A 21,775-nucleotide genomic window follows, 5' to 3' on the forward strand; every position below is an offset into this window, starting at 1 on the left:
GTGGTCTCGTCGGCAATGGGGCGTTCGCCCCAGGCCACGTCGCAGTTTTCATCCCTTCGAAGTCTCATGGTTTCCTCGATTCCCTTGCAGGTCAGGGCGCATTCGGGCGCAGTGAACGGGTCGACAGATTTCAATAGCGGTAGTCGACATAGCGGTAGGACCCGTCGATGGCCCCGCCATACCGGCGGCGTGTCGTGTCGAGGTCGTTGAAAATCACACCGTTGACCGTGGCGCCGGCGCCCAGCAGTCGCTTGGCCGCTTCAGACAGCTCGCCTTGTGTGCTCTGTTCCGCACGCGCGACCAGGAAGACGGCGCCAGCCATCGGCGCAAGGATGGCCGTGTCGGACGCCGCCAGGACCGGCGGCGTATCGACGACGACCCAGTCGTAGTGCCTGGAGGCCTGCTGCAGCAGCACCTGGACCGAAGGCTTGGTCAGCAGTTCGGCCGAATTGGGCGGCAGCACCCCGGTCGACAGGAAGTCCACGTTGGGGGCGATCTCCCGATGCAGCGCCTTGTCCAGTTGCAGGTTGCCGCAGATGACGTCGCTCAGGCCATCCTTGCGGTTCACGCCGATGGCGTGGTTCAGGCGCCCCTTGCGCAGATCGGCGTCGATCAGCAGCACCTTTTTGTTGGCAGCACCAAGAACGGCGGCCACATTGGCACTGACGAAGGACTTGCCGATGCCCGGCGTCGGGCCGCTGATCAGGATGATGTTGCTGACGGAGTCGAGCATGGTGAACTGCAGCGCGGTCCGGAAGCTTCGGAGGCTCTCCACCGCCGCGTCCTGGGGTTTGGCCGTGGCAAGCAAGGGACGCCTGGCGGCGGACTTGCCGGCATCGCGCGTGAGCTTCGTCTGCGCGTCGGAATGCGGCACCGTCGCGAACACATGAAGCCCGGTGCGTTGCTCGACCTCGCCCGGCTCCTTGAGACCCGGATGGAGGCTGTTGCGCGCGAAGGCCCATGCCAGACCGGTCAGCAATCCGAGCGTAGTGGCCAGCAGGACCGACAACGCGCGCAAGGGCTTCGCAGGCTTCCTTGGCGTGGCGGCCGGATCCACAATGCGCACGTTGGCGACCTTGCCCTCCTTGACCAGGCGCAACTGCTGGGCGTTGTCGAGCAGCTTGACGTACAGCTCGCCATTGACCTTCACGTCGCGTGTCAGGGCCAGGAGTTCCTGCTCGACGTCGGGGAGCTTCCTGATGCGCTTGTTCAGCCCATCCAGCTCGCCCTGGAGATCGACGATCCGCGCATCGATCGCGCGGACACTGTGGTGCTCGGCGGTGTACAGCGCCCGCAGTTCCCTGCGCTTTTGCTGCAGCTCGATCACGCCGGCCTGCAGCTTGACCGCCTGATCCAGGATCAGCTTGCCCTCGGCATCCAGGTCGAAACTGCTGTTGCGATTGCGGAACTGGCTGAACCTGGTCTCGGCCGCCTCCAGCTGCTTCCGCAACTCGGGCAGGAAGCTGCTCAGGAAGCCCAGCGACTTGTCCGCCTCTGCGACCTTGCGCTCGATGTTCTGCCGCACGTACAGGGTGCCGATCTCGTTGAGCACGCGCGTGAGTTCGCGAGGATCCCGGCCTTCGAGACTGGCCCGGATCACACCGGACTGCTTGCCTTCTTCGGCGATCACGAGGTTCTTTTGAAGCTGCTCGATGATCTCCAGGCGGACATGGCGAGTGAGCTCGAATTCGGCGCCCGGCTTGCCTTCTGCCGCGCTCACCAGCAGCAGGCCTTGCCCGCCTCTCGCCGAGAACGCGAGCGGTTGCCCGACCTGCTGCGCACCGAGCACGTCGTCATCGGGCGACAGCAGCTCATAGCCACCTTCGGTCAGTCGCACGCGGAAGGACTCGCCTTCCAGCGCTTCAGGCACCTCGAAGCGGTCGACGCGCAGCGATTCACTGCCGCTCACGTAGCCCGGGAACATCAGGAAGCCGGGTTTGGACGGCGCACTGGCGTGACGCGCCAGCCAGGGCCCGAAGACAGGCAGGTACCTCGGCCTCACCTCGATGTCGAGGTTGAGGTTCTGCACGGTCTGCCCGATCACCAGGCGCGAGCGCAGGATCTGCATCTCGGCCGATGCTGGCGAACGGATGTCGAACAGGCTGGCAGCTTCCCCCAACAACGTGCCGGCGCCACCCTTGCTTTCTTCCACCTGCACCATGGTGCTGGCCAGGTAGACGGGCGCGGCGAGCAACGCATAGGCCACGCCCACCAGGAGACCCAGCAGCGTGACGGCTGCGATGAGCCAGCGGTGGTCGAGAACGACGTCCAACAGCTCGAGCAGCCCGATCCCCTCCTGGGCTCGCACAGGAAGCGGCGCGTTGGCGGTGATGGGCGCAGGAACGATCATGCGCAATGGGCCACGGCCAACTCGTTCAGTTCGCGACGGCCCTCCAGCTGGCGGATGCGATCAGACCAGGCCGCGGCGCCAGCGACGACCTCGACGCAGGCGGCTTCGAAAGCCTTGCGGGGCTTGCGGTAGGGGTCGGCGATGTCGAAACCGTCCACCCCGCCGAGCCGGAACACCTTTCCCCACACCTGCGGATATCGGCGCCTGAGCTCGGCCTGTTGCCGCAACTCCATCACCAGGATGAGATCGGCGGTCTGGCACATCGCAAGGGTCACATGGCGCGCGCGGTGAGCGGAAAGGTCCAGTCCGCGCGCCGCTGCGAACTCCAGCGCCATCGGGTCGGCGGGCGCGCCCACCGGCGCAGCCAAACCCGCGGAGGCGATCGTCCTGCCGGACAGATCGCGCGACAGCATCGCTGCCGCGAGCGGGCTGCGGCAGATGTTGCCTGTGCACACGACCAGTACGCGCTGTTTCATTTGATGTTGTTGGCGACGTTGACCACCTGGGCGCTCGGCAGGATCAGGCTGACGACGCGGTTCCAGCGCACCAGCGGCGCCGGATCGACATAGACGACGTCGCGCGCCTTCAGCTCGAAGCCCTCCGCCAATGCGTAGGTCATGGGAGAAGCAGCGTCGAGATGAAAGATCTCCGGCGACTCGGCGGCGTTGGCGCGTATCACGTAGATCTGCTGTGGGTTGCCACTGGCGCCGCTGATGCCCCCCGCCTCGCCCAGCGCCTGATTGAGCGTCAGGCGGCCGTTGCGCAGGGGCGGAGAAACGGGACGCGTGACCTCTCCCAACACGTAGACCTTCGCATCCTCACTGCTGAGCACACGCACCAGATCGCCCGGCGCAAGAAGCAGCTGCGCGGGATTGACGCCCTTTTCCGCCAGCTGCTGGAGGTTGACGAGGACGGTCACACCCTGGCGCGACACGGAGATGGCGGAGCGGTCGGCTTGTGCCGTGAACCCACCTGCCCGGCTGATTGCCTCCGGCAGCGTCATCGGAATGTCATTGACGACCTGCAGCCCCGGTGCGCGAACCTCGCCGTCCACATAGACGCGCCCCGCCCGGTAGGACTGGATGCGCACTGTGACCTTGGGTTCGCTGAAGTACCTGGAGAGAAGACCGACAAGGCGATCGCGCACCTCGGCCTCGGTAAGGCCGGCCACCTTGAAGGGCCCCACATAGGGAAACTGGATCAGGCCGTCAGCGCTGACGTTGTAGCCATTGCTCACGGGTGACCCCGTCATCGGATCGGTCGCGAGTGCGCCGGCGGGTGCGAGAGCCAGGTCAGGATGATCCCAGACCACGACATTGAGAATGTCCCCGCTGCCGATTCGATAGGGCTGCGGCACGCCGAAGAGACGCTTGACCTCCGGGCCCGGTTCGCCGGCGTTGGCCGCACGCTGACGGCGAATGAGTTCGGGTGTGATGCTCTGCAGCGCACCCGGCGGCGGTGGATCCGCGGACTCGCGGGCGGGTTCGATCCCGGTGCTGAAATGAACGCCCGGCGCCAGCGCGCAACCACCCAGGACCGCCACCATGCATGCCAGTTCGGCAAGTCGGAGAAGCGATCGGGGCAGGTTCATCGTCAGGCATGCAGGTGGCGGCGGCTGCGTATGGTGCGAGAAGCCCTTTCACTGCGACGATTCGCGCGACAATTCATCAGAAACCGAGCCCACCTCGGACACCCCGTGCGCCATGCATCACGATCGCGCACACACCCTCCTCTGCCGGCGACCTCATCTTGGCCGTGCATCACGCAAAAAAAAAGAAAGGCGCAGGGTCCTCGGACCTTGCGCCTTTCAGGCGGACGGAAGTATTGCGTCAGAAAGGAATGTCGTCGTCCATGTCGTCGAAGCCGGACGAGGACTTGGCCGGCGCCTGCCTCGGTGCCGCTGCCGGTGCGCGCGGCGCCGCAGCGGGCGCACGCGAGTAGCCGCCGCCACCACCGCCATAGCCGCCCTCGTCGTCGCCCGACGAGCCACCACCCTGGCCCTGGCGGCTGCCCAGCATCTGCATCTGGTCGACGCGGATGTCGGTGGCGTACTTCTCGACCCCGTCCTTGTCCGTGTACTTGCGCGTGCGGATCTGGCCCTCGACGTAGATCTGCGAGCCCTTGCGCAAGTACTGCGCGGCAATTTCCGCCAGGCGGCCGTTGAAGACCAGGCGGTGCCACTCGGTGGCCTCGCGCATCTCGCCGCTTTGCTTGTCCTTCCAGCGGTCCGTGGTGGCCAGGGTCACGTTGCAGACCTGGTCCCCACTCGGGAAAGTGCGCGTCTCGGGATCGCGCCCGAGGTTGCCGACGAGGATGACTTTGTTGACCGATGCCATGGATGCCCCTGAGGATGAATGGAGAAGACGGGAAAAACGGGACATTGTGCCGCATGCCGGCCGGCGCCACGCAGCCCGCCGCAATCCGCTTCGACGCCGCCCCGGCGTCCCGCCGAAGCCGCCCGTGCGCCCGGAAATCCCCGCCGACTTATCATGTCCGGTTGTCCAGAAACGACCGTCCCGTGAATTCCCCCTCCATGGATCGCGCCGGCAGCGCCCGCCTCGCCGCCGAGCCGAGCGGCGCCTATCTCGGCGCCGCGCTCGCCCAGCAGCGCATCAGCATCCGCGGCGCGCGCACGCACAACCTCAAGAATGTCGACCTCGACATCCCGCGCAACAAGCTGGTGGTCATCACCGGCCTGTCGGGCTCGGGCAAGTCGAGCCTGGCTTTCGACACGCTGTACGCCGAAGGCCAGCGCCGCTACGTCGAGAGCCTGTCGGCCTACGCGCGCCAGTTCCTGCAACTCATGGACAAGCCCGACGTCGACATGATCGAGGGCCTGTCGCCGGCGATCAGCATCGAGCAGAAGGCGACCAGCCACAATCCCCGCTCCACCGTGGGCACGGTGACCGAGATCCACGACTACCTGCGCCTGCTCTACGCACGCGCCGGCACGCCCTACTGCCCGGACCACGACCTGCCGCTGTCGGCGCAGACGGTGTCCCAGATGGTGGACGCCGTCCTCGCCTTGCCGGGCGAGCCGCGCCTCATGATCCTCGCGCCGGTCGCACGCGAAAAGAAGGGGGAGTTCCTCGAGCTCTTCGCCGAGATGCAGGCGCAGGGCTACGTGCGCTTCCGGGTCGACGGGCAGACCTGCGAATACAACGACCTGCCCAAGCTCAAGAAGACCGAGAAGCACGACATCGACGTGGTGATCGACCGCCTGCGCGCCCGTCCCGACATGCAGCAGCGCCTGGCCGAAAGCTTCGAGAACGCGCTGCGTCTGGCCGAGGGCCGGGCCATCGCGCTGGAGATGCACGAGGGCGGGGCGACGAAGGAGCACCTGTTCAATGCCAAGTTCGCCTGCCCGGTCTGCCACTACTCGCTGACGGAGCTGGAACCGCGCCTGTTTTCCTTCAATTCGCCGGTCGGCGCCTGCCCCAGCTGCGACGGCCTGGGCCATCGCGAGTTCTTCGACCCGCAACGCGTGGTCGCCTTCCCCTCGCTGAGCCTGGCCAGCGGCGCCATCAAGGGGTGGGACCGGCGCAACGGCTATTACTTCAGCATGCTGGAGAGCGTGGCCAAGCACTACAAGTTCAACGTCGACACGCCTTTCGAGGAACTGCCCGCCTCGGCGCAGCAGGCCGTGCTCTTCGGCTCGGCCGAAGAAGAGATCAAGTTCAGCTACACCATGGAGAGCGGCCAGCAGGCCGGCAGGAAACTGGTGCGCAAGCACCCCTTCGAGGGCGTGATCCCGAACATGGCGCGCCGCTACCGCGAGACCGATTCGGCCATGGTCCGCGAAGACCTCTCGCGCTTTCGCAACCTGCAACCCTGCCCCGACTGCGGGGGCACGCGCCTGCGGCGCGAGGCGCGCCACGTGTTCCTCACCGACGACGCCAACGGCACGCCCCGCCGCATGGCGATCTACGAGATCAGCCGCACGACATTGCGCGAGAGCCTGGACTACTTCCACGGCCTGCACCTGCAGGGTGCCAAGGCCGAGATCGCCGACAAGGTGGTGCGCGAGGTCGGCCTGCGGCTGAAGTTCCTCAACGACGTGGGCCTCAACTACCTGAGCCTGGACCGCAGCGCCGAGACCCTGTCGGGCGGCGAGGCCCAGCGCATCCGGCTGGCCTCGCAGATCGGCTCCGGCCTCACCGGGGTCATGTACGTGCTGGACGAGCCCAGCATCGGCCTGCACCAGCGCGACAACGACCGCCTGATCGGCACCCTCAAGCACCTGCGCGACATCGGCAACAGCGTGATCGTGGTCGAGCACGACGAGGACATGATCCACGCCGCAGATCATGTGATCGACATGGGTCCGGGCGCCGGCGTGCACGGCGGGCGGGTGATGGCGCAGGGCAGCTACGAGCAGGTCGCCGGCCATCCCGATTCGCTGACCGGCCAGTACCTCTGCGGCGCCAGGAAGATCGCCGTGCCGGCGCGCCGCACACCGTGGCTGCCCGTCCTGGAGAAATCCAGGCCGGCCGAACCGAAGAAGGCCTCGCGCTTTCCCATAAGCCCCGCCGCCGAGCGCCGCGCCGCGCGCGAGGCCGCGCACCTGGCCACGCAGACCGACCTGCAGGAGATCCGCGTCGTCGGCGCCACCGGCAACAACCTGCGCAACGTGAGCGTGGCCTTTCCCGTGGGCCTCTTCACCTGCGTGACCGGGGTCTCGGGTTCCGGCAAGTCCACCCTGGTGAACGACACGCTCTACGCCGCCGTGGCGCGCACGCTCTACCGCGCCCACGAAGAGCCGGCGCCGCACGAGGCGGTCGAAGGCATCGAGTACTTCGACAAGGTCATCAACGTCGACCAATCGCCCATCGGCCGCACGCCGCGCAGCAACCCGGCCACCTACACCGGCCTCTTCACGCCCATCCGCGAGCTGATGGCCGAGACCCATACCGCCCGCGAACGCGGCTACGGCCCGGGGCGCTTCAGCTTCAACGTGGCCGGCGGACGCTGCGAGGCCTGCCAGGGCGACGGCGTGGTCAAGGTCGAGATGCACTTCCTGCCCGACGTGTACGTGCCCTGCGAGGTCTGCCAGGGCCAGCGCTACAACCGCGAGACGCTGGAGGTGCAGTACAAGGGCCGCAACATCGCGCAGATCCTCGACATGACGGTGGAGGCCGCCCACGAGTTCCTGAAGGCGGTGCCGCCCATCGAGCGCAAGCTGCGCACCCTGCTGGACGTCGGGCTGTCCTACATCAAGCTGGGCCAGTCCGCGACCACGCTGTCGGGCGGCGAGGCCCAGCGCGTCAAGCTCGCGCTGGAGCTCAGCAAGCGCGATACCGGGCGCACGCTCTACATCCTCGACGAGCCGACCACCGGCCTGCACTTCGCCGACATCGAGCTGCTGCTCAAGGTGCTGCACCAGCTGCGCGACGCCGGCAACACCATCGTCGTGATCGAACACAACCTCGACGTGATCAAGACCGCCGACTGGCTGATCGACATGGGCCCCGAGGGCGGTGCCGGCGGCGGCACGGTGGTGGGCACGGGCACGCCGGAGACGCTGGCGGCGAACGAGGCGAGCCATACGGGGCACTACCTGAAGCGGCTGCTCTGAGCACGCGACCGACCCTTGTTTGTCGATCGCAGCCATGACCTCCCAGGTCATCGACGCTGCATGCCCGCTCTGGAACAGTGGACCCAAGCCGGCACCGGGGTGGTTCCGGCAGCCACCAGGCCGAACCATCCAAGGCCACGAAAGAGCACCATGACCTCCAGCTTCGACATCCTTCCCCTCGCCGTCGCGCTCCTCATCGGCATCGCCGCGGTGGGCTCCTGCATCGGCATCGGCATCGTCGGGTCGAAGTTGCTGGAAGGCACCGCGCGCCAGCCCGAACTCAAGGATGCCTTGCAGACGCAGTTCTTCCTGATCGCCGGCGTGACCGACGGCGCCTTCATCATCGCCACCGGCATCGGCCTCTGGTTCGCGACGGCGAATCCCTTCCGCTGACGTTGCCGGCGCGCGGCCTCAGGCGGCCTCGAGCACCTGGCTCCGGTGCTCGGCCAGCTGCCCGGCGAGTGCGGGCTTGCGGGCCGAAGCCTCGCTCTCCAACGCCTCGTGAAGCGCCGTGTCGCCTGCGCGGCGGGCCGCCTCCATCGCGGTGAGGAAGATCAGGCTGCGCTGCGCCTGGCTGCCGCCGAAGCCATGCGTCACCGGCAGCAGCGGGAGCAGCAGCGCGGCACAACGGGCATAGGCGCCCGCGCCGAAGGCCATCACCGCCTCGCAGAGCTCGCCGGCCTCGTTCCACCAGGGCAAGGGCGCCGTGGCCGGCACCGCCCCCATGGCCTCCCGCCCGCGTGCCATCCGCGCCGCATCGCCCGCGCCGGCGAAGGCCAGCATCGCGTGGGTGTCGTTGAACACCGACCAGCCCCAGGCGGCTTGCTCGTCCCAGCGTGCGGCCAGCGCTTCCCAGCGGCTTGCCACGTCCACGCCGCGCAGGCCCAGGCGCCACAGCAGCCCGCTGGCGTCGACCAGGTCCATCGCCATGGAGGCCGGCCCGGGCGCGATGGCCCGGTCGTAAAGCGCCAGCGCCGCCGCCTCGTCATGGTTCGACAGGTGCATCAGCGCCAGGTGCCAGTGGTTGTGCACGGCCAGCGCGTTGTTCTGCTGCCAGTGCGCGGTTTCTTCGGTCAGCCAGTGGATGCCTTCCGCCACGCGTCCCTGCATTTCGCAGACATGCGCCACCGCGTGCACGGCCCAGGCGTCATGCGGATCGAGCGCCACCGCGCGGCGGCCCAGCGCCTCGGCGCGCGCGTACTCGTTGCACTCCTCCAGGCCGAAGGCATGCATGCCCAGCAGGTAGCCGTAGCCGGCATCGCCCGGCTGCCAATGGCACAGCGCCCGGGCGATGCGGTCGCGCAGCATGGCCGAACGTCCCAGGACCAGGTCCGCCATGTGGGTGAGCTGCAGCGCGAAGAGGTCGCGCGGGTGGTCCACCAGGTGGCGGTCGAGCAGGCGGTTGGAGCGCCCCATGTCCCCCTCGGCCCAGGGGCGCAAGGCCGCCAGCAGCGATTGCTCGCGCGGCAGCGGCCGGTGCCGGCTCGCGGCCGCGCTGTCCAGGCTCGCGCGCGCCGCCGGCAGCACCTGGCCATCGATGCAGCTGAGGAAGAGGCCGGCCATCATCAGGTGGCCGGCGATGAAATCCGGGTCCCGCGCGAGTGCGGGCTCCAGCACGGCGACCGGATCGAGTTGCAGGGTGTTGAACAGGACCATCGCCTGCTCGTAGGCGGCCACGGAGGCCGGCTGGTCGGTGCTGAGCGCCTCGCCGCGCGCGTCGTGCTGGATCATGGTGACTCTCCTTGAATGAACGGCCCGACAAGCGTAAGTTCGCGCTGCCAAAGTCCTGCAGCCATTCCCGCAACAACCCTGACGAATCTGCCACTCCCCCAGGCTTCCCCACTTCGTGTGGTGCGCCAACCCCCTCTCCGGGGGCAACGCCAGCGGCCCGGCAAAACCGGTTCCGCGGTGTTCCCCGACTGGGTTGCGTGCTTTCACGCGTCGCGGGTCACACGAAGGGAGGGGAAGCCGCCGAGATGGACACCCGCCCGCTGATCGCCATCCTCGTGAGCCCCGAGACCTCGGCCTCGGTGGTGTACGGCATGTTCGACCTCTTCAAGTGCGCCGGCCGGGATTGGCCGATGGTGGTCGAAGGCCGTGCGGGGCCGGAGCTCTTGCAGCCGGTGCTGGTGGCGCGGCAGGCCGGCCGGGTGGGCGCCGCCAACGGCGTGGCGATCGAAGCGCAATGCAGCTTCGACGACCTGCCCGCGCCCACCGCCGTGTGCGTGCCCGAGCTCATGATCGCGCCCTACGCCCCGCTGGACGGCCTGTTCGTCGACGAAGCGGTGTGGCTCCGGCGCTGCCATGCGGCCGGCGCCCTGGTCGCCACGGCCTGCTCCGGCGCAATGCTGCTGGGCGAGGCTGGCCTGCTCGACGGCGAAGACGCCACCACGCACTGGGCCTTCTGCGAGGTGATGCAGCGCCGCTACCCGCTCGCGCGCGTGCGCCCGCAGCGTGCCCTGGTCACCAGCGGCGAGGGCCAGCGGCTGGTGATGGCCGGCGGCGGCAGCTCCTGGATGGACCTGGCGCTGTACCTCATCGCCCGCTGCGTGAACATCGAGGCGGCCATGCAGGTGGCGAAGCTCAACCTGATCGACTGGCACCACGCAGGGCAGCAGCCCTTCGCGCGGGTGTCGTGCACGCGCCAGGTGGAAGACGCAGCCATCGGCCGCTGCCAGACCTGGATCGCCGACCACTACGCCCACGCGGCCCCGGTCGCGGCCATGGCGCAGCACAGCGGGCTGGCGGAGCGATCCTTCCAGCGCCGCTTCAAGCTCGCCACCGGCATGACGCCCCTCGCATACGTGCAGACGCTGCGCATCGAGGAAGCCAAGCACCTGCTCGAAACCACGGAGGCGCCGATCGAGGCGGTCGCGGAGCAAGTGGGTTACGACGATGCGGCTTTTTTCAGCCGCCTGTTCCGCCGCGCCGTCAGCCTGAGCCCGGCACAGTACCGGCGGCGCTTCGGGGGCATGCGCGCCTCGCTGGCCGCGCCGCGCTGAATTCCTACTTGTCCAGCCCTGCCAGGCACACGTACTTGATCTCGAGGAATTCGTCGAGTCCGTACTTCGAGCCCTCGCGTCCCAGGCCCGACTGCTTGACGCCGCCGAAGGGCGCCTCGGCCGTGGAGATCAGGCCGGTGTTGACGCCGACCATGCCCGATTCGAGCTGCTCGGCCACGCGCATGATGCGGCCGATGTCGCGGCTGTAGAAGTACGAGGCCAGTCCGAACTCGGTGTCGTTGGCCAGCGCGATGGCATCGGCCTCGGTGTCGAAGGCGAAGATGGGCGCCAGCGGGCCGAAGGTTTCTTCGTGCGCGACCAGCATGTCCGGGGTGGCTCCGGCCACCACGGTGGGTTCGTAGAAGAGCCCGCCCAGCGCATGGCGCTTGCCGCCGGTGAGCACCTTGCCGCCCTTGGCCACGGCGTCGGCCACGTGCTCCTCGATCTTGGCCACGGCCTTGTCGTCGATCAGCGGGCCCTGCGTGACGCCGGGCTCCACGCCATTGCCCACCTTGAGGGCCTGCACCCGGGCCACCAGCTTGTCGGTGAAGGCGGCCAGCACGCCCTTCTGCACATAGATCCGGTTGGCGCACACGCAGGTCTGCCCGGTGTTGCGGTACTTGGAAATCATCGCCCCCTCGACTGCGGCGTCGAGGTCGGCGTCGTCGAACACGATGAAGGGCGCGTTGCCGCCCAGCTCGAGCGAGAGCTTCTTGATGGTGTCGGCCGATTGCTTCATCAGCATGCGACCGACCTCGGTCGATCCGGTGAAGGTGAGCTTGCGCACGATCGGGCTGGCCGTCATCTCGCCGCCGATCTTCGAGGCCGAGCCCGTGAGGACGGACAGCAGGCCCTTCGGCAGCCCGGCGCGGTCGGCCAGCAGGGCGAAGGCCAGCGCCGAATAGGGCGTCTGCGTGGCCGGCTTCACCACCATCGAGCACCCTGCGGCCAGTGCCGGCCCGGCCTTGCGGGTGAGCATGGCGGTGGGGAAGTTCCAGGGCGTGATCGCTGCCGTGACGCCGATCGGCTGCTTGAGCGCGAGGATGCGCCGGTCGGCCAAGGGCGCCGGAATGGTGTCGCCATAGACGCGCCGCGCCTCGTCGGCGAACCAGTCGATGAAGGAAGCCGCGTAAACGATCTCCCCCTTGGCCTCGGCCAGGGGCTTGCCCTGCTCGGTGGTCATGATGAGCGCGAGGTCGTCCTGGTTGGCCAGCATCAGGTCGTTGAGCTTGCGCAGGATGGCGGTGCGCTCCTTGGCGGGGCGCCTGGCCCAATCGCGCTGCGCGGTCTCGGCCGCGGCGATGGCGCGTTTCGTTTCTGCGGCGCCGCACAGGGGCACCGTGCCGATCTGTTCGCCGGTGGCGGGGTTGTGCACCGCCACGGTGGCGCCTTCGTCGGCGTGGATCCATTCGCCGGCCACGAAGGCCTGCTGGCAGAGGAGAGAGGGGTCGTTGAGTTTCATGGTCATCTGGATGGGCTCCTGTCGTCGATCAAGCTTGCATCGCCCGGGCCAGGATGTCGAGGCCGTCCTCGAGCACGGCGTCCTCGATGGTCAGCGGGAACAGGAAGCGGATCACGTTGGCATGCACGCCGCAAGTCAGCAGCAGCAGGCCCGCGTCGCAGGCACGCTGCTGCACCTGGCGGGTGAATTCGGGGTCGGGTCGGCCGTCCTGGCCGATGAATTCGACCGCCACCATGGCACCCAGTCCGCGCACGTCGGCGATCTGCGGCACCGTGGCACGCAAGGCCTCGAGCCGTGCCTTCAGGCGCTGGCCCAGGCGCTCGGCGCGCGGCGCGAGCTGCTCGTCCTCGATCACGTCGAGCACCGCATGGGCCGCGGCGATCGCCAGCGGGTTGCCGGCATAGGTGCCGCCCAGGCCGCCGGGCGCGGGCGCGTCCATGATCTCGGCGCGCCCGACCACGCCGGACAGCGGCAGGCCGCCTGCCAGGCTCTTGGCCACGGTCATCAGGTCGGGCACCACGCCGTAGTGGTCCATGGCGAACAGGCTGCCGGTGCGGCCGAAGCCGGTCTGGATCTCGTCGGCGATCATCAGGATGCCGTGGCGGTCGCAGATCTCGCGCACCGCGCGCATGAATTCCGGCGGCTGCACGTAGAAGCCGCCCTCGCCCTGCACCGGCTCGAGGATGATGGCCGCGACCTGCTCGGCCTCGATGTCGGCCTTGAAGAGCCGGTCGATCGCGGCCAACGCGTCGTCGACCGATACGCCGTGCAGGGCCACCGGCGCCGGCACATGGTAGATGGCGCCCGGGAAGGGGCCGAAGCCGGTCTTGTACGGCGCCACCTTGCCGGTGAGCGCCATGCCCATGAAGGTGCGGCCATGGAAGGCGCCACTGAGCGCGATCACGCCGGGACGGCGGGTGGCACAGCGCGCGATCTTGATCGCGTTTTCAACGGCCTCCGCACCCGTGGTGAAGAAGGCGGTCTTCTTGGGATGGTGGCCCGGCGTGATGCGGTTCAGGCGCTCCGCCAGCGCCACCGCGCTCTCGTAGGGCGCGACCTGATAGGCGGTGTGAGTGAAGCGGTCGAGCTGGTCGCGCACCGCCGCCACCACGCGCGGGTGGCCATGGCCGGTGTTGAGCACCGCGATGCCCGATCCGAAATCGATGTAGCGCCGGCCTTCCACGTCCCAGAGCTCCGCATTGCGCGCGCGCTCGACAAAGAAGGGAAAGCCGATGGCGACCCCCCGCGGGGTGGCGGCAGCGCGGCGCACATCGATGCCGGCGTTGCCCTGGCCGGCGGCGGCGAAAGGAGCTTCTGTGACGTGGCTCATGGCGCGTTCCTGCTGGCCTGCGAGGGCCGTCATGGCGATGGAAGCAGCGAGTCTAAGCAGGTATTGATCCCAAAAACAGAACCAATTAGCCTCGGATCGCATGGAACCAATCACCAGCCGGACCCAGCAGGAGACGCAAGCCCTGCCGGACTTCGTGCTTCGCCAGTTCGATCGCCAGTCCGCCGAATACGACCATCTGCAGCTCTACCGCATCCTGCAGACCGGCATCCGGCATGGCCGGCTTCCGGCCGGGCTGAAGCTGCCGCCGACGCGGGTGCTGGCGCAGGCGCTGGGCATCGCGCGCAACACGGTCGTGCACGTCTACGAACAGCTCGCCCTCGAAGGCTATGTGGAAGCGGGTGTGGGCCGCGGCACCTATGTCACCGACCTGGCGCGGCGCCCGGTCAAGGCAGCCAAGGCAGCCGTCGCCGACCGCGACGAGCCGCTCTCGCGGCGCGGCCAGGCATTGATCGAGCACGCCGGCGCGGCACGCCTGCAGTGGGGCGCCTTCACGCCAGGCGTGCCGGAGGTGCGCATGTTCCCGGTCCGCATCTGGAACAGCCTGCAGAGCCGCGTGTGGCGGCATGCCGCGCCCGCGCAACTGAGCTACGCCACCGGCGCCGGCGATGCCGACCTGCGCCAGGCGGTGGCCGAGTACGTGCAGGGCACGCGCGGGGTGGCCTGCACGGCGGAGCAGGTCGTCATCACCAGCGGAACGCAGCAATCGCTGCTCCTGGTCGCCCAGTTGCTGGCCGACCCTGGCGACACGGCATGGCTGGAGGAGCCGGGCTATTGGGGCGCGCGCAGCGTCTTCCGGGCCATGGGCCTGAAGCTGCTGCCGATCGGCTTGGACGGGGAGGGCCTCGCACCGACGCCGCAGCAACGGCGAAGCGCCCCGCGCCTGATGTTCGTGTCGCCCGCGCACCAGTATCCCGTCGGCGCGCTGATGAGCCAGCGTCGGCGGCGCCAGTTGCTCGACTACGCGGCGGCGCACGGCAGTTGGGTGGTGGAAGACGACTACGACAGCGAATTCCGCTACGGGAGCCGGCCCCTTCCGGCCCTGCAAGGGCTCGACGAGCACCACCGCGTGATCTACCTGGGCACCTTCTCCAAGACGCTCTTCCCTTCGCTGCGCGTGGCTTACGCCGTGCTGCCGCCGGACCTGGCGGAGGGCTTCGCGCGTTCGCTCAACGAGCTGTTCCGCGAAGGGAACTCCATGCAGCAGGCCGTGCTGGCACGCTTCCTGGCGGAGGGCCACTATGCGACCCACATCCGCCGCATGCGCGCGGTCTACAGCGCTCGCCACGATGCTCTGATCCACGCCATCCGGAGGCAGTTCGGCACCCAGCTCCAGGTCCTCGGCGGCGCAGCGGGCCTGCATGTGGTACTCGAACTGCCGCGGCGCGTGAACGACGCGGACGTCGCCCGCGATGCACAGCGCGCCGGGGTGACGACGCGGCCGCTGTCGATGTACTACATGAAGAAGCCGGCCGCCGCCAGCGGCTTGCTGCTCGGCTACGGCACGGTCCGCGAGGAGGAGATCGAGCCGAGCTTCGACACGATGGCCACCGCGCTGCGGCGCCATCTTTGAGCCATTGCCATGGGATGGGGCGTGGGGCGGTTCAGATCGGCGCCGCGCCGCCCGCGCTGGGCATCGGCATGCCCTCGCGCCACACGCGAAGCATGCCTTCCTGCGCGGTCGAGGCCACCAGCCGCCCGTCGGGCGTGTAAAGGCTGCCGCGGCACAGCGCGCGCGCGCCGCCGGCGCTGGGCGAGTCCGTCACGTAGAGCAGCCAATCGTCCATGCGGAAATCGCGGTGGAACCACATCGCGTGGTCGAGGCTGGCGGGCCGCACCTTGCCGCTCATGAAGCTCAAGCCATGCGGGCGCAGGGCGGCGCGCAGCAGGCCATGGTCGGAGGCGTAGGCCAGCAGCGCGCGGTGCACGACCGGGTCGTCGGGCAGGGGCGCGATGGCGCGCAGCCAGAGCGCACCTTCCGAGGGTCGGGGCGCAGGCGACAGGATGTCGCCGTCGGGGTCGGCGCGCCGGTACTCGATGCCGTGCGGCAGCAGCGCCTTCGCGCGCCAGCGCTCGGGAAGCCGGTCCCCCAGGGCGCGGCGCTGGTCCAGCTCGCTCGGCAGGGCCTCGGGGCCTGGCGTGACGGGCATCGTGAACTGGTGCTCCATGCCCTCGTCCACGGTCTGGAAGGAAGCCGACATCTCGAAAATCACGCGCTCGCCCTGGCGCGCCACCACGTGCCGCGTCGTGAAGCTGCGTCCGTCGCGCACGCGGTCCACCGCATAGTCGATCGGCGCATGCACACCCGGCAGCAGGAAGTAGGCATGCATGGAATGGATCGGCCGGCCGGCATCGACCGTGCGGCTGGCCGCCACCAGGGACTGGCCCAGCACCTGGCCGCCGAACACCGCGGGCGTGCCGATGTCCTCGCTGCGGCCGCGAAAGCGATCGTCGCCCAGCGGCTCCAGCTGCATCAGGTCGACGAGGTCCCCGACGAGGCGGGCGGCGGTGGCGGAGTCTGTCATCTGGAAAGGCGTCGCAAACGAAACGATCCGGCGACGATAGCAAACAGACCGCCCGCCGGCTGTCTCCCGCCCGTCAGCGATCCAGGTCCGCGCCGTCCGCCGCGAGATTCTGTTGCAGCGCCGGCACGTCCACTTGCGCGAAGCGCGCGCCGCCCAGCGCAGCCGCCGCCGTGCCCGCCGCCTGCCCCATGACGAAGCAACCGCCGCTGGCCCGCGCGGCCGATTGGCCCTCGTGCGTCATCGAGGCGCAGCGCCCCGCCACCAGCAGGTTGTCGACGCCCTTGGGCACCAGCATGCGCCAGGGCAGCTGGTTGTAGGTGCGTTGCTCGTCGCGCGGGAAGGCCCACTCGATCTTCCCGGCGGCATGCATCTCCATCGGCCAGGCGTTGATGCCGATGCTGTCGTCGAAGCGCGCCGACGACAGGATGTCCTCGCCGTCCAGCGCATAGAGGCCCTCGATGCGCCGCGTCTCGCGGATGCCCACCTGCGGCGCGATCTCGACGATGGCCGATCCGGCGAAGCCAGGCACCTCGGCCTTGAGAAAGCGGAAGTACTCGACGATCTGGCGCCGGCCCTCGATCTCGCCCTCGCTCAGTTCGCGCGCGTCCACGCCGTTCATCGCATCGCCCCTGGCGTTGCGGATCTGCGTGACGTTGGCACGCCATTCGCGCGGATCGATCTGCGGCCGCAGGATCGCGCCCTCGCGCGGGAAACGGTAGGCCCCGGGATCGCGCGCGAGCGCCTTCGCCATCAGGTCGTTGATGGCCTTGAACTCGCCGACGGCCGCCAGCGCGCTCGGCGCATCCACGTGGCCGACGCGGAACATGGTCGAGGGGAAGAGCCCGCTGCCGTGCCCATCGCCCACCGCGAAAGGCACGCCGGCGAAGGCCGCCACGTCCGCGTCGCCGCTGCCGTCGACGAAGGCGTTGGCGCGAATCGCGACCCGGCCCGATTTGGTTTCGACCACCAGGGCGGCGATGCGCGGCCCCTCCATCACCACCGCGGCCGCCAGCGCATGGAACAGCAGTTCGACGCCGGCGTCGAGCAGCAGCTGGTCGGCCGCGCACTTGTAGACCGAGGTGTCGTACGAGCGCACACGGATGCGGCCCTGCATCCCGTCCTGCGGCTTGTTGAGGCCGCCCAGTGCATCGATGCGCGCCAGCAGCTCGTCGGCCACGCCATGCACCAGTTGCGTCATCTCGCCGCCGCGCTTGCCGTACAGGCCGGCGAAGTTGGTCACGCCGCCGGCCGTGCCCATGCCGCCGAGGAAGCCGTAGCGCTCCACCAGCAGCGTGCGCGCACCGTGGCGCGCCGCGCTCACGGCCGCGGCGATGCCGGCAGGCCCGCCGCCGACCACCACCACGTCGTACTCGCCGTAGACCGGCAGCCTGCGCTGCGGCTCGATGACGGTCGCGCTCATTGGAGTTTGATGCCCTGGCTGGAGATGATCCTGGTCATCAGCGCCGCCTCTTCCTTCACCCGCGTGCGCATGCCGTCGGGCGAGGTGCCCACCGCCTGCCAGCCCTGCTCGAACAGCTTCTGGCGCACCTCGGGCGACTTCATCACGATCGCCAGCTCGCGCGTGATGCGCTCCTGGGCCTGCTTCGAGAGATTGGCCGGGCCCAGCAGCGCGGTCCAGACCTCGAGGTTGAAGTCCTTCACGCCGGCATCGGCCAGCGGTGGGAGCTCGGGCACCAGCGCGCTGCGGCCACTGGTCACGCCGATGGCCTTGACCTTGCCGGCCTTGACCTGGGGCATGGCGATGCCGGGCGGGATCAGGGCCATCTGGATCTGGTTGCCGATCAGGTCGGTCATGACCTGCGGGTTGCCCTGGTAGGGCACGTGCACCGCCTTCATGCCCGGCACGCGGGTCTTGAGCAGCTCCGTGCCCAGGTGGCCCACCGAGCCCACGCCGACCGAGCCGTAGCTCCACTTCTCGCCGCTCTTGCGCGCCGCATCGAAGAAGGCCGCGCCGGCCGGCAGGCTGTTCTGCGCCACCAGCACCAGCGGCGCGGTGGTCAGCAGCGAGAGGTAGGTGAAGTCCTTGGCCGGGTCGTAGGGCAGCTTCGGATAGAGCACCTTCGACGAGGTGAGGTTGCCGTTGATCACCACGCCGAGGGTGTGATCGTCGGTCGCCTTGGCCACCTGGTCGGCTGCGATGTTGCCGGAGGCGCCCGGCTTGTTGTCTACCACGATCGGCTGACCCAGCGCCTTCGCCAGGGGCTCGGCGATGGTGCGCGCGGCGATGTCCGGCGTGGACCCGCCGGGGAAACCGACGACCAGGCGAACCGGCTTGGTGGGCCAGGTGCCCTGCGCGGCGGCAGCGAGCGGGAGGGCACAGGCGGCGATCAGGATGACTCTCTTGGACAGATGCATTGGGTTAGGAGCAGAACGAACAATGGAAGAGCTGAAGGATAAGCCCGTGCCGCGACGGGCCCTGTCCCCTTGCCTCGCAAGGTGTGAATGAATCCGGCGCGCCCGAGCAGGAATGAGCGGGCATGGCGGGTTCGTTCGCACCTTCTCACTCGAGGCTGATGTTGCCGCGCCGCACGAGTTCCCCGTAGACCTTGGACTTGGCCTCCGCCTGCCGCCGGATCTCCTCGGGGGACCAGGCCAGCGGCTCGAAGGCGAAGGTGTCGAAGCGGGCGCGGATCTCCGGGTCGGCGATGACCTTGGCGACGTCCGCGTTGATCTTCGCCTGGATGGCCGGCGGCACGCCCTTGGGCGTGAGGATGGAGACGAAGGAATTCACCTCCAGCCCGGCCGGTCCACCGGCCTCGGCCATGGTCGGCACGTCGGGCATCTGCGGCACGCGCTTGGGGGTGGCCACCGCGATGTAGCGCAGCTTGCCGGCCTTGTAGATGCCCTGGCTCGACGGGATGCTCGCGAAGGCCCAGGGCACCTCGCCGGCGCCCACGTTGGCGTAGAGCTGCGACACCTCGCGATAGGGAATGTGCTGCATCTGCACGCCGGTCAGCGCCTCGAGCTGCTGCGCGCCGAGGTGGCCCGGGCTGCCCACGCCCCACGAGCCGTAGCTCACCGGCGCGGCCTTGGCCGAGGCGACCAGGTCGCTCATGTTCTTCCACTTCGACTCGGTCGGCACCGCCACGAAGAAGGGCGTGCGGAACAGCGAGGCCACCGGATCGAAGTGCTGCAGCGTCACGAAGTTGCGCGACTTGTACAGGTGCGGCAGCGCGGCGATGTGCTCGCTGTCCAGCTGCAGCAGGGTGTAGCCGTCGGGCGCGGCGCGCCGGGCCTGGTCGATCGCGATGAAGCCGCCGCCACCGGGCTTGTTGTCCACCACCACGCGCTGGTTCCAGAGGCGGCCCAGCTTGTCGGCCACCAGGCGCAGCACCGCGTCGGGGCCGCTGCCCGCGGCGAAGGGCGTGACCAGCGTCACCGGCTTGCCAGGGTAGTCGGCCTGGGCCCAGGCGCCCGTGGCGAGAAGGACGCCGGCAACCAGCGAGAGGACGGACTTCATGAAGCTTGTCTCCTTGGACGTGAATGAGGAAGAGGGTTCATCCCGCGACGCGACGCGCGTCGGCAAGGCACTCGGACGGGTTCCAGGCGTACAGCCACTCGACGGCATCGTAGAAGCGCTCCGGCGTGCGCCCGGTCCAGAGGCTGTTGCGCACCAGCCGCTCCACGCCCTTCGCATGGTAGAGACGCCCCATCTCGCGCACCGACAGCACCACCCGGGCGGTGCGCGCCACGCGGGCCGACGAGTACAGCTGGAAGGCGGCCGGCAGGTCGTACCCGCAGGCCTCGACGGCCGCGCCGAGCGTGACCGCATCCTCCAGGGCCATGCAGGCCCCCTGCGCCAGGTACTGCATCATCGGATGCGCGGCATCGCCCAGCAGCGTGGCCGGGCCCTGGCTCCAGTTCTCGACCGGCTCGCGGTCGGCCGTGCTCCAGCGTCGCCAGGAGGTCGGCCGGTCCAGCAGCTGGCGGGGGCGCGCATGGATGCCTTCGAAGTAGGAGAGCACCTCTTCCTTGCTGCCGTCGGTCACGCCCCATTCCTCGTCGTAGCGGCTGTGGAAGGTCACGACCAGGTTGTATTGCTCGCCGTGGCGCAGCGGGTAGTGCACCAGGTGGCAATTCGGACCGGCCCACACCACCGGCGCGTTCCAGCGCAGGTCCTCGGGCATGTCGGCCGTGGGCACGACTGCGCGGTAGACCACGTGGCCCGAGACGCGCGGCGCGTCGCCGATCAGCCTGGCGCGCACCACCGACTTGACGCCATCGCAACCCACGACCGCATCGGCCTGGAAACGCCGCCCGTCGCGCGTGGCGGCGGTGACGCCGCGCTCGCCGATGTCCAGGTCCTGCACCTGCGCCGAGGTATGCAGGCGGATCAGGGGGTGCTGCTTCACTGCCTCGTAAATCGCCCCGTGCAGGTCGGCACGGTGGCTCACCGCGTACGGGTTGCGAAAGCGCGCCCGGAACGCTTCGCCGACGGGGATCGAGGCGACCTCGCTGGCGTCCACCGCGTCCATCATCACCAGGCGTTCGGTGAAGACCGAGCCGCGCCGCACGGCCTCGCCCACGCCCAGCGCGTCGAGCGCCGCGAAGGCATTGGGGCCGAGCTGCAGGCCGGCGCCGATCTCGCCGATGGCGGCGCTCTGCTCCAGCAACTCGACGGGCATGCCCAGGCGCGCCAGCGCCAGCGCGGCCGCCATGCCGCCGATGCCGCCGCCGATCAGCAGCACGGAGGGCTTCTCGTGTCGTGGGGTGCTCATGCTCGTCTGTCTCCGGTGAAGTCGTAGGCAAGGTCGCTCAGTCGACGCGGACGGAGATCGGGGCCAGTCCGTCGATCGCCACCTTCATGGTCTGGCCGCGCTCCACCGCGCCCACGCCCTCGGGCGTGCCGGTGAAGATCAGGTCGCCGGGCTGCAGTGCGAACAGGGTCGAGAGATTCGCGATCACCTCGCTGACGGACCAGATCAGGTTGCGGATGTCGCTCTTCTGCCGCGTCTGGCCGTCCACCTCGAGCGTGATCGCGCCGGCGTCGATCGCACCGCTATCGGCGAAGCGGCGCACCGGGCCGATGGGCGCCGAAAAGTCGAAGGCCTTGCCGATCTCCCATGGCCGGCCGGCCTCGCGCATCTTCATCTGCAAGTCGCGGCGCGTCATGTCCAGGCCGGCCGCGTAGCCGTAGATGTGCTTCGGCGCGTCCTCGACCGCGATGTCGCGGCCGCCCTGCCCGATCAACACCACGAGTTCCGCCTCGTAGTGGTAGTTGGCGGTCTGGCCCGGGTAGGCAATGCCCACCGTCTCGCCCGCCGGCACCGGCACGATGGAGGCGTCGTCGTTGGGCTTGCAGAAGAAGAAAGGCGGCTCGCGGTCCGGGTCGAAGCCCATCTCGCGGGCATGGGCCGCGTAATTGCGGCCGACGCAGTAGACACGGCGCACCGGGAACAGGTCGGACGAGCCGGCGATGGGCAGGCCGACGGTGGCGGGGGGCGTGACGACGTAAGACATGGAAAAAGCTCCTGCCGCAGCTGCGGCACATG

At 69.0% G+C, this 21,775-nt stretch carries 17 protein-coding genes; 4 read left to right on the forward strand and 13 right to left on the reverse strand.

The features are described 5' to 3' along the window. Positions 1 to 130: 130 nt before the first annotated feature. From ABEA07_RS27415 to ssb, 4 genes are all read right to left on the reverse strand, one after another. The gene (locus tag ABEA07_RS27415; RefSeq protein WP_345541882.1) at positions 131 to 2,350 is read right to left on the reverse strand and encodes a polysaccharide biosynthesis tyrosine autokinase; all 2,220 of its coding nucleotides are present in this window, start codon (positions 2,348 to 2,350) and stop codon (positions 131 to 133) included. Then, entirely contained in the window at positions 2,347 to 2,826 is a 480-nt protein-coding gene (locus ABEA07_RS27420; RefSeq protein WP_345541884.1) for a low molecular weight protein-tyrosine-phosphatase, read from the reverse strand. Before ABEA07_RS27420 ends, ABEA07_RS27415 begins: the two co-directional genes overlap by 4 nt. Further along, positions 2,823 to 3,941, reverse strand: a complete 1,119-nt coding sequence (locus tag ABEA07_RS27425; RefSeq protein WP_345541886.1) for a polysaccharide biosynthesis/export family protein — start codon at positions 3,939 to 3,941, stop codon at positions 2,823 to 2,825. The genes ABEA07_RS27420 and ABEA07_RS27425 overlap by 4 nt, the downstream gene beginning before the upstream one ends. Before the next feature lie 238 nt (positions 3,942 to 4,179). After that, a complete protein-coding gene (gene ssb, locus ABEA07_RS27430; protein ID WP_345541888.1) occupies positions 4,180 to 4,686 on the reverse strand; it encodes a single-stranded DNA-binding protein in 507 nt (168 codons plus the stop codon). A gap of 197 nt (positions 4,687 to 4,883) precedes the next feature. Here ssb and uvrA point away from each other — a divergent pair, with 197 nt between their 5' ends. Beyond that, a complete protein-coding gene (gene uvrA / locus ABEA07_RS27435; RefSeq protein ID WP_345542215.1) occupies positions 4,884 to 7,925 on the forward strand; it encodes an excinuclease ABC subunit UvrA in 3,042 nt (1,013 codons plus the stop codon). Between the two features lie 150 nt (positions 7,926 to 8,075). After that, positions 8,076 to 8,318: a F0F1 ATP synthase subunit C gene (gene atpE, locus ABEA07_RS27440; protein ID WP_345541889.1), complete on the forward strand. Its 243-nt coding sequence runs from the start codon at positions 8,076 to 8,078 to the stop codon at positions 8,316 to 8,318. An 18-nt stretch (positions 8,319 to 8,336) separates the two neighbouring features. Here the strand turns inward: atpE and ABEA07_RS27445 are convergent, their stop codons facing one another. Further along, complete coding sequence (locus ABEA07_RS27445) at positions 8,337 to 9,656, reverse strand: tetratricopeptide repeat protein (RefSeq protein WP_345541891.1); 1,320 nt, start codon at positions 9,654 to 9,656, stop codon at positions 8,337 to 8,339. A gap of 245 nt (positions 9,657 to 9,901) precedes the next feature. Between ABEA07_RS27445 and ABEA07_RS27450 the strand changes: the two genes are divergently transcribed. Beyond that, positions 9,902 to 10,927 carry a GlxA family transcriptional regulator gene (locus ABEA07_RS27450; protein ID WP_345541892.1) on the forward strand — a complete coding sequence of 342 codons (1,026 nt, stop codon included), beginning with the start codon at positions 9,902 to 9,904 and terminating at the stop codon, positions 10,925 to 10,927. Positions 10,928 to 10,931: 4 nt separating this feature from the next. On the opposite strand, the gene ABEA07_RS27455 is transcribed toward ABEA07_RS27450, so the two are convergent. Further along, positions 10,932 to 12,389, reverse strand: coding sequence for an NAD-dependent succinate-semialdehyde dehydrogenase (locus ABEA07_RS27455; RefSeq protein ID WP_345542216.1), 1,458 nt, complete (start codon positions 12,387 to 12,389; stop codon positions 10,932 to 10,934). 28 nt (positions 12,390 to 12,417) lie between these two features. Further along, positions 12,418 to 13,719 carry a 4-aminobutyrate--2-oxoglutarate transaminase gene (gabT, locus tag ABEA07_RS27460; protein WP_345541894.1) on the reverse strand — a complete coding sequence of 434 codons (1,302 nt, stop codon included), beginning with the start codon at positions 13,717 to 13,719 and terminating at the stop codon, positions 12,418 to 12,420. 100 nt (positions 13,720 to 13,819) lie between these two features. On the opposite strand from gabT, the gene pdxR reads away from it, so the two are divergent. Further along, positions 13,820 to 15,310, forward strand: coding sequence for a MocR-like pyridoxine biosynthesis transcription factor PdxR (pdxR, locus tag ABEA07_RS27465; RefSeq protein ID WP_345541895.1), 1,491 nt, complete (start codon positions 13,820 to 13,822; stop codon positions 15,308 to 15,310). A gap of 31 nt (positions 15,311 to 15,341) precedes the next feature. On the opposite strand, the gene ABEA07_RS27470 is transcribed toward pdxR, so the two are convergent. The 6 genes from ABEA07_RS27470 to ABEA07_RS27495 all read right to left on the reverse strand — a co-directional run bounded on the left by ABEA07_RS27470 (position 15,342) and on the right by ABEA07_RS27495 (position 21,743). Beyond that, positions 15,342 to 16,262 carry an acyl-CoA thioesterase gene (locus ABEA07_RS27470; protein ID WP_345541896.1) on the reverse strand — a complete coding sequence of 307 codons (921 nt, stop codon included), beginning with the start codon at positions 16,260 to 16,262 and terminating at the stop codon, positions 15,342 to 15,344. Between the two features lie 73 nt (positions 16,263 to 16,335). After that, positions 16,336 to 17,682 carry an FAD-dependent oxidoreductase gene (locus tag ABEA07_RS27475; RefSeq protein WP_345541898.1) on the reverse strand — a complete coding sequence of 449 codons (1,347 nt, stop codon included), beginning with the start codon at positions 17,680 to 17,682 and terminating at the stop codon, positions 16,336 to 16,338. Next, a complete protein-coding gene (locus tag ABEA07_RS27480) occupies positions 17,679 to 18,638 on the reverse strand; it encodes a Bug family tripartite tricarboxylate transporter substrate binding protein (RefSeq protein WP_345541899.1) in 960 nt (319 codons plus the stop codon). Before ABEA07_RS27480 ends, ABEA07_RS27475 begins: the two co-directional genes overlap by 4 nt. A 145-nt stretch (positions 18,639 to 18,783) precedes the next feature. Next, positions 18,784 to 19,743 carry a Bug family tripartite tricarboxylate transporter substrate binding protein gene (locus ABEA07_RS27485; RefSeq protein WP_345541900.1) on the reverse strand — a complete coding sequence of 320 codons (960 nt, stop codon included), beginning with the start codon at positions 19,741 to 19,743 and terminating at the stop codon, positions 18,784 to 18,786. 37 nt (positions 19,744 to 19,780) lie between these two features. Continuing rightward, entirely contained in the window at positions 19,781 to 21,001 is a 1,221-nt protein-coding gene (locus ABEA07_RS27490; protein ID WP_345541902.1) for a 3-hydroxybenzoate 6-monooxygenase, read from the reverse strand. Between the two features lie 37 nt (positions 21,002 to 21,038). Continuing rightward, positions 21,039 to 21,743: a fumarylacetoacetate hydrolase family protein gene (locus ABEA07_RS27495; protein ID WP_345541903.1), complete on the reverse strand. Its 705-nt coding sequence runs from the start codon at positions 21,741 to 21,743 to the stop codon at positions 21,039 to 21,041. Positions 21,744 to 21,775: the final 32 nt, after the last annotated feature.

This window comes from Variovorax defluvii (assembly GCF_039541515.1).
GTDB lineage: Bacteria > Pseudomonadota > Gammaproteobacteria > Burkholderiales > Burkholderiaceae_C > Variovorax > Variovorax defluvii.

Excerpts from the sequence above, each read along its gene's own strand:
- ABEA07_RS27415 (WP_345541882.1), bottom strand. The coding sequence starts at position 2,350 with ATGATCGTTCCTGCGCCCATCACCGCCAACGCGCCGCTTCCTGTGCGA.
- ABEA07_RS27420 (WP_345541884.1), bottom strand. The coding sequence starts at position 2,826 with ATGAAACAGCGCGTACTGGTCGTGTGCACAGGCAACATCTGCCGCAGC.
- ABEA07_RS27425 (WP_345541886.1), bottom strand. The coding sequence starts at position 3,941 with ATGAACCTGCCCCGATCGCTTCTCCGACTTGCCGAACTGGCATGCATG.
- ssb (WP_345541888.1), bottom strand. The coding sequence starts at position 4,686 with ATGGCATCGGTCAACAAAGTCATCCTCGTCGGCAACCTCGGGCGCGAT.
- uvrA (WP_345542215.1), top strand. The coding sequence starts at position 4,884 with ATGGATCGCGCCGGCAGCGCCCGCCTCGCCGCCGAGCCGAGCGGCGCC.
- atpE (WP_345541889.1), top strand. The coding sequence starts at position 8,076 with ATGACCTCCAGCTTCGACATCCTTCCCCTCGCCGTCGCGCTCCTCATC.
- ABEA07_RS27445 (WP_345541891.1), bottom strand. The coding sequence starts at position 9,656 with ATGATCCAGCACGACGCGCGCGGCGAGGCGCTCAGCACCGACCAGCCG.
- ABEA07_RS27450 (WP_345541892.1), top strand. The coding sequence starts at position 9,902 with ATGGACACCCGCCCGCTGATCGCCATCCTCGTGAGCCCCGAGACCTCG.
- ABEA07_RS27455 (WP_345542216.1), bottom strand. The coding sequence starts at position 12,389 with ATGAAACTCAACGACCCCTCTCTCCTCTGCCAGCAGGCCTTCGTGGCC.
- gabT (WP_345541894.1), bottom strand. The coding sequence starts at position 13,719 with ATGAGCCACGTCACAGAAGCTCCTTTCGCCGCCGCCGGCCAGGGCAAC.
- pdxR (WP_345541895.1), top strand. The coding sequence starts at position 13,820 with ATGGAACCAATCACCAGCCGGACCCAGCAGGAGACGCAAGCCCTGCCG.
- ABEA07_RS27470 (WP_345541896.1), bottom strand. The coding sequence starts at position 16,262 with ATGACAGACTCCGCCACCGCCGCCCGCCTCGTCGGGGACCTCGTCGAC.
- ABEA07_RS27475 (WP_345541898.1), bottom strand. The coding sequence starts at position 17,682 with ATGAGCGCGACCGTCATCGAGCCGCAGCGCAGGCTGCCGGTCTACGGC.
- ABEA07_RS27480 (WP_345541899.1), bottom strand. The coding sequence starts at position 18,638 with ATGCATCTGTCCAAGAGAGTCATCCTGATCGCCGCCTGTGCCCTCCCG.
- ABEA07_RS27485 (WP_345541900.1), bottom strand. The coding sequence starts at position 19,743 with ATGAAGTCCGTCCTCTCGCTGGTTGCCGGCGTCCTTCTCGCCACGGGC.
- ABEA07_RS27490 (WP_345541902.1), bottom strand. The coding sequence starts at position 21,001 with ATGAGCACCCCACGACACGAGAAGCCCTCCGTGCTGCTGATCGGCGGC.
- ABEA07_RS27495 (WP_345541903.1), bottom strand. The coding sequence starts at position 21,743 with ATGTCTTACGTCGTCACGCCCCCCGCCACCGTCGGCCTGCCCATCGCC.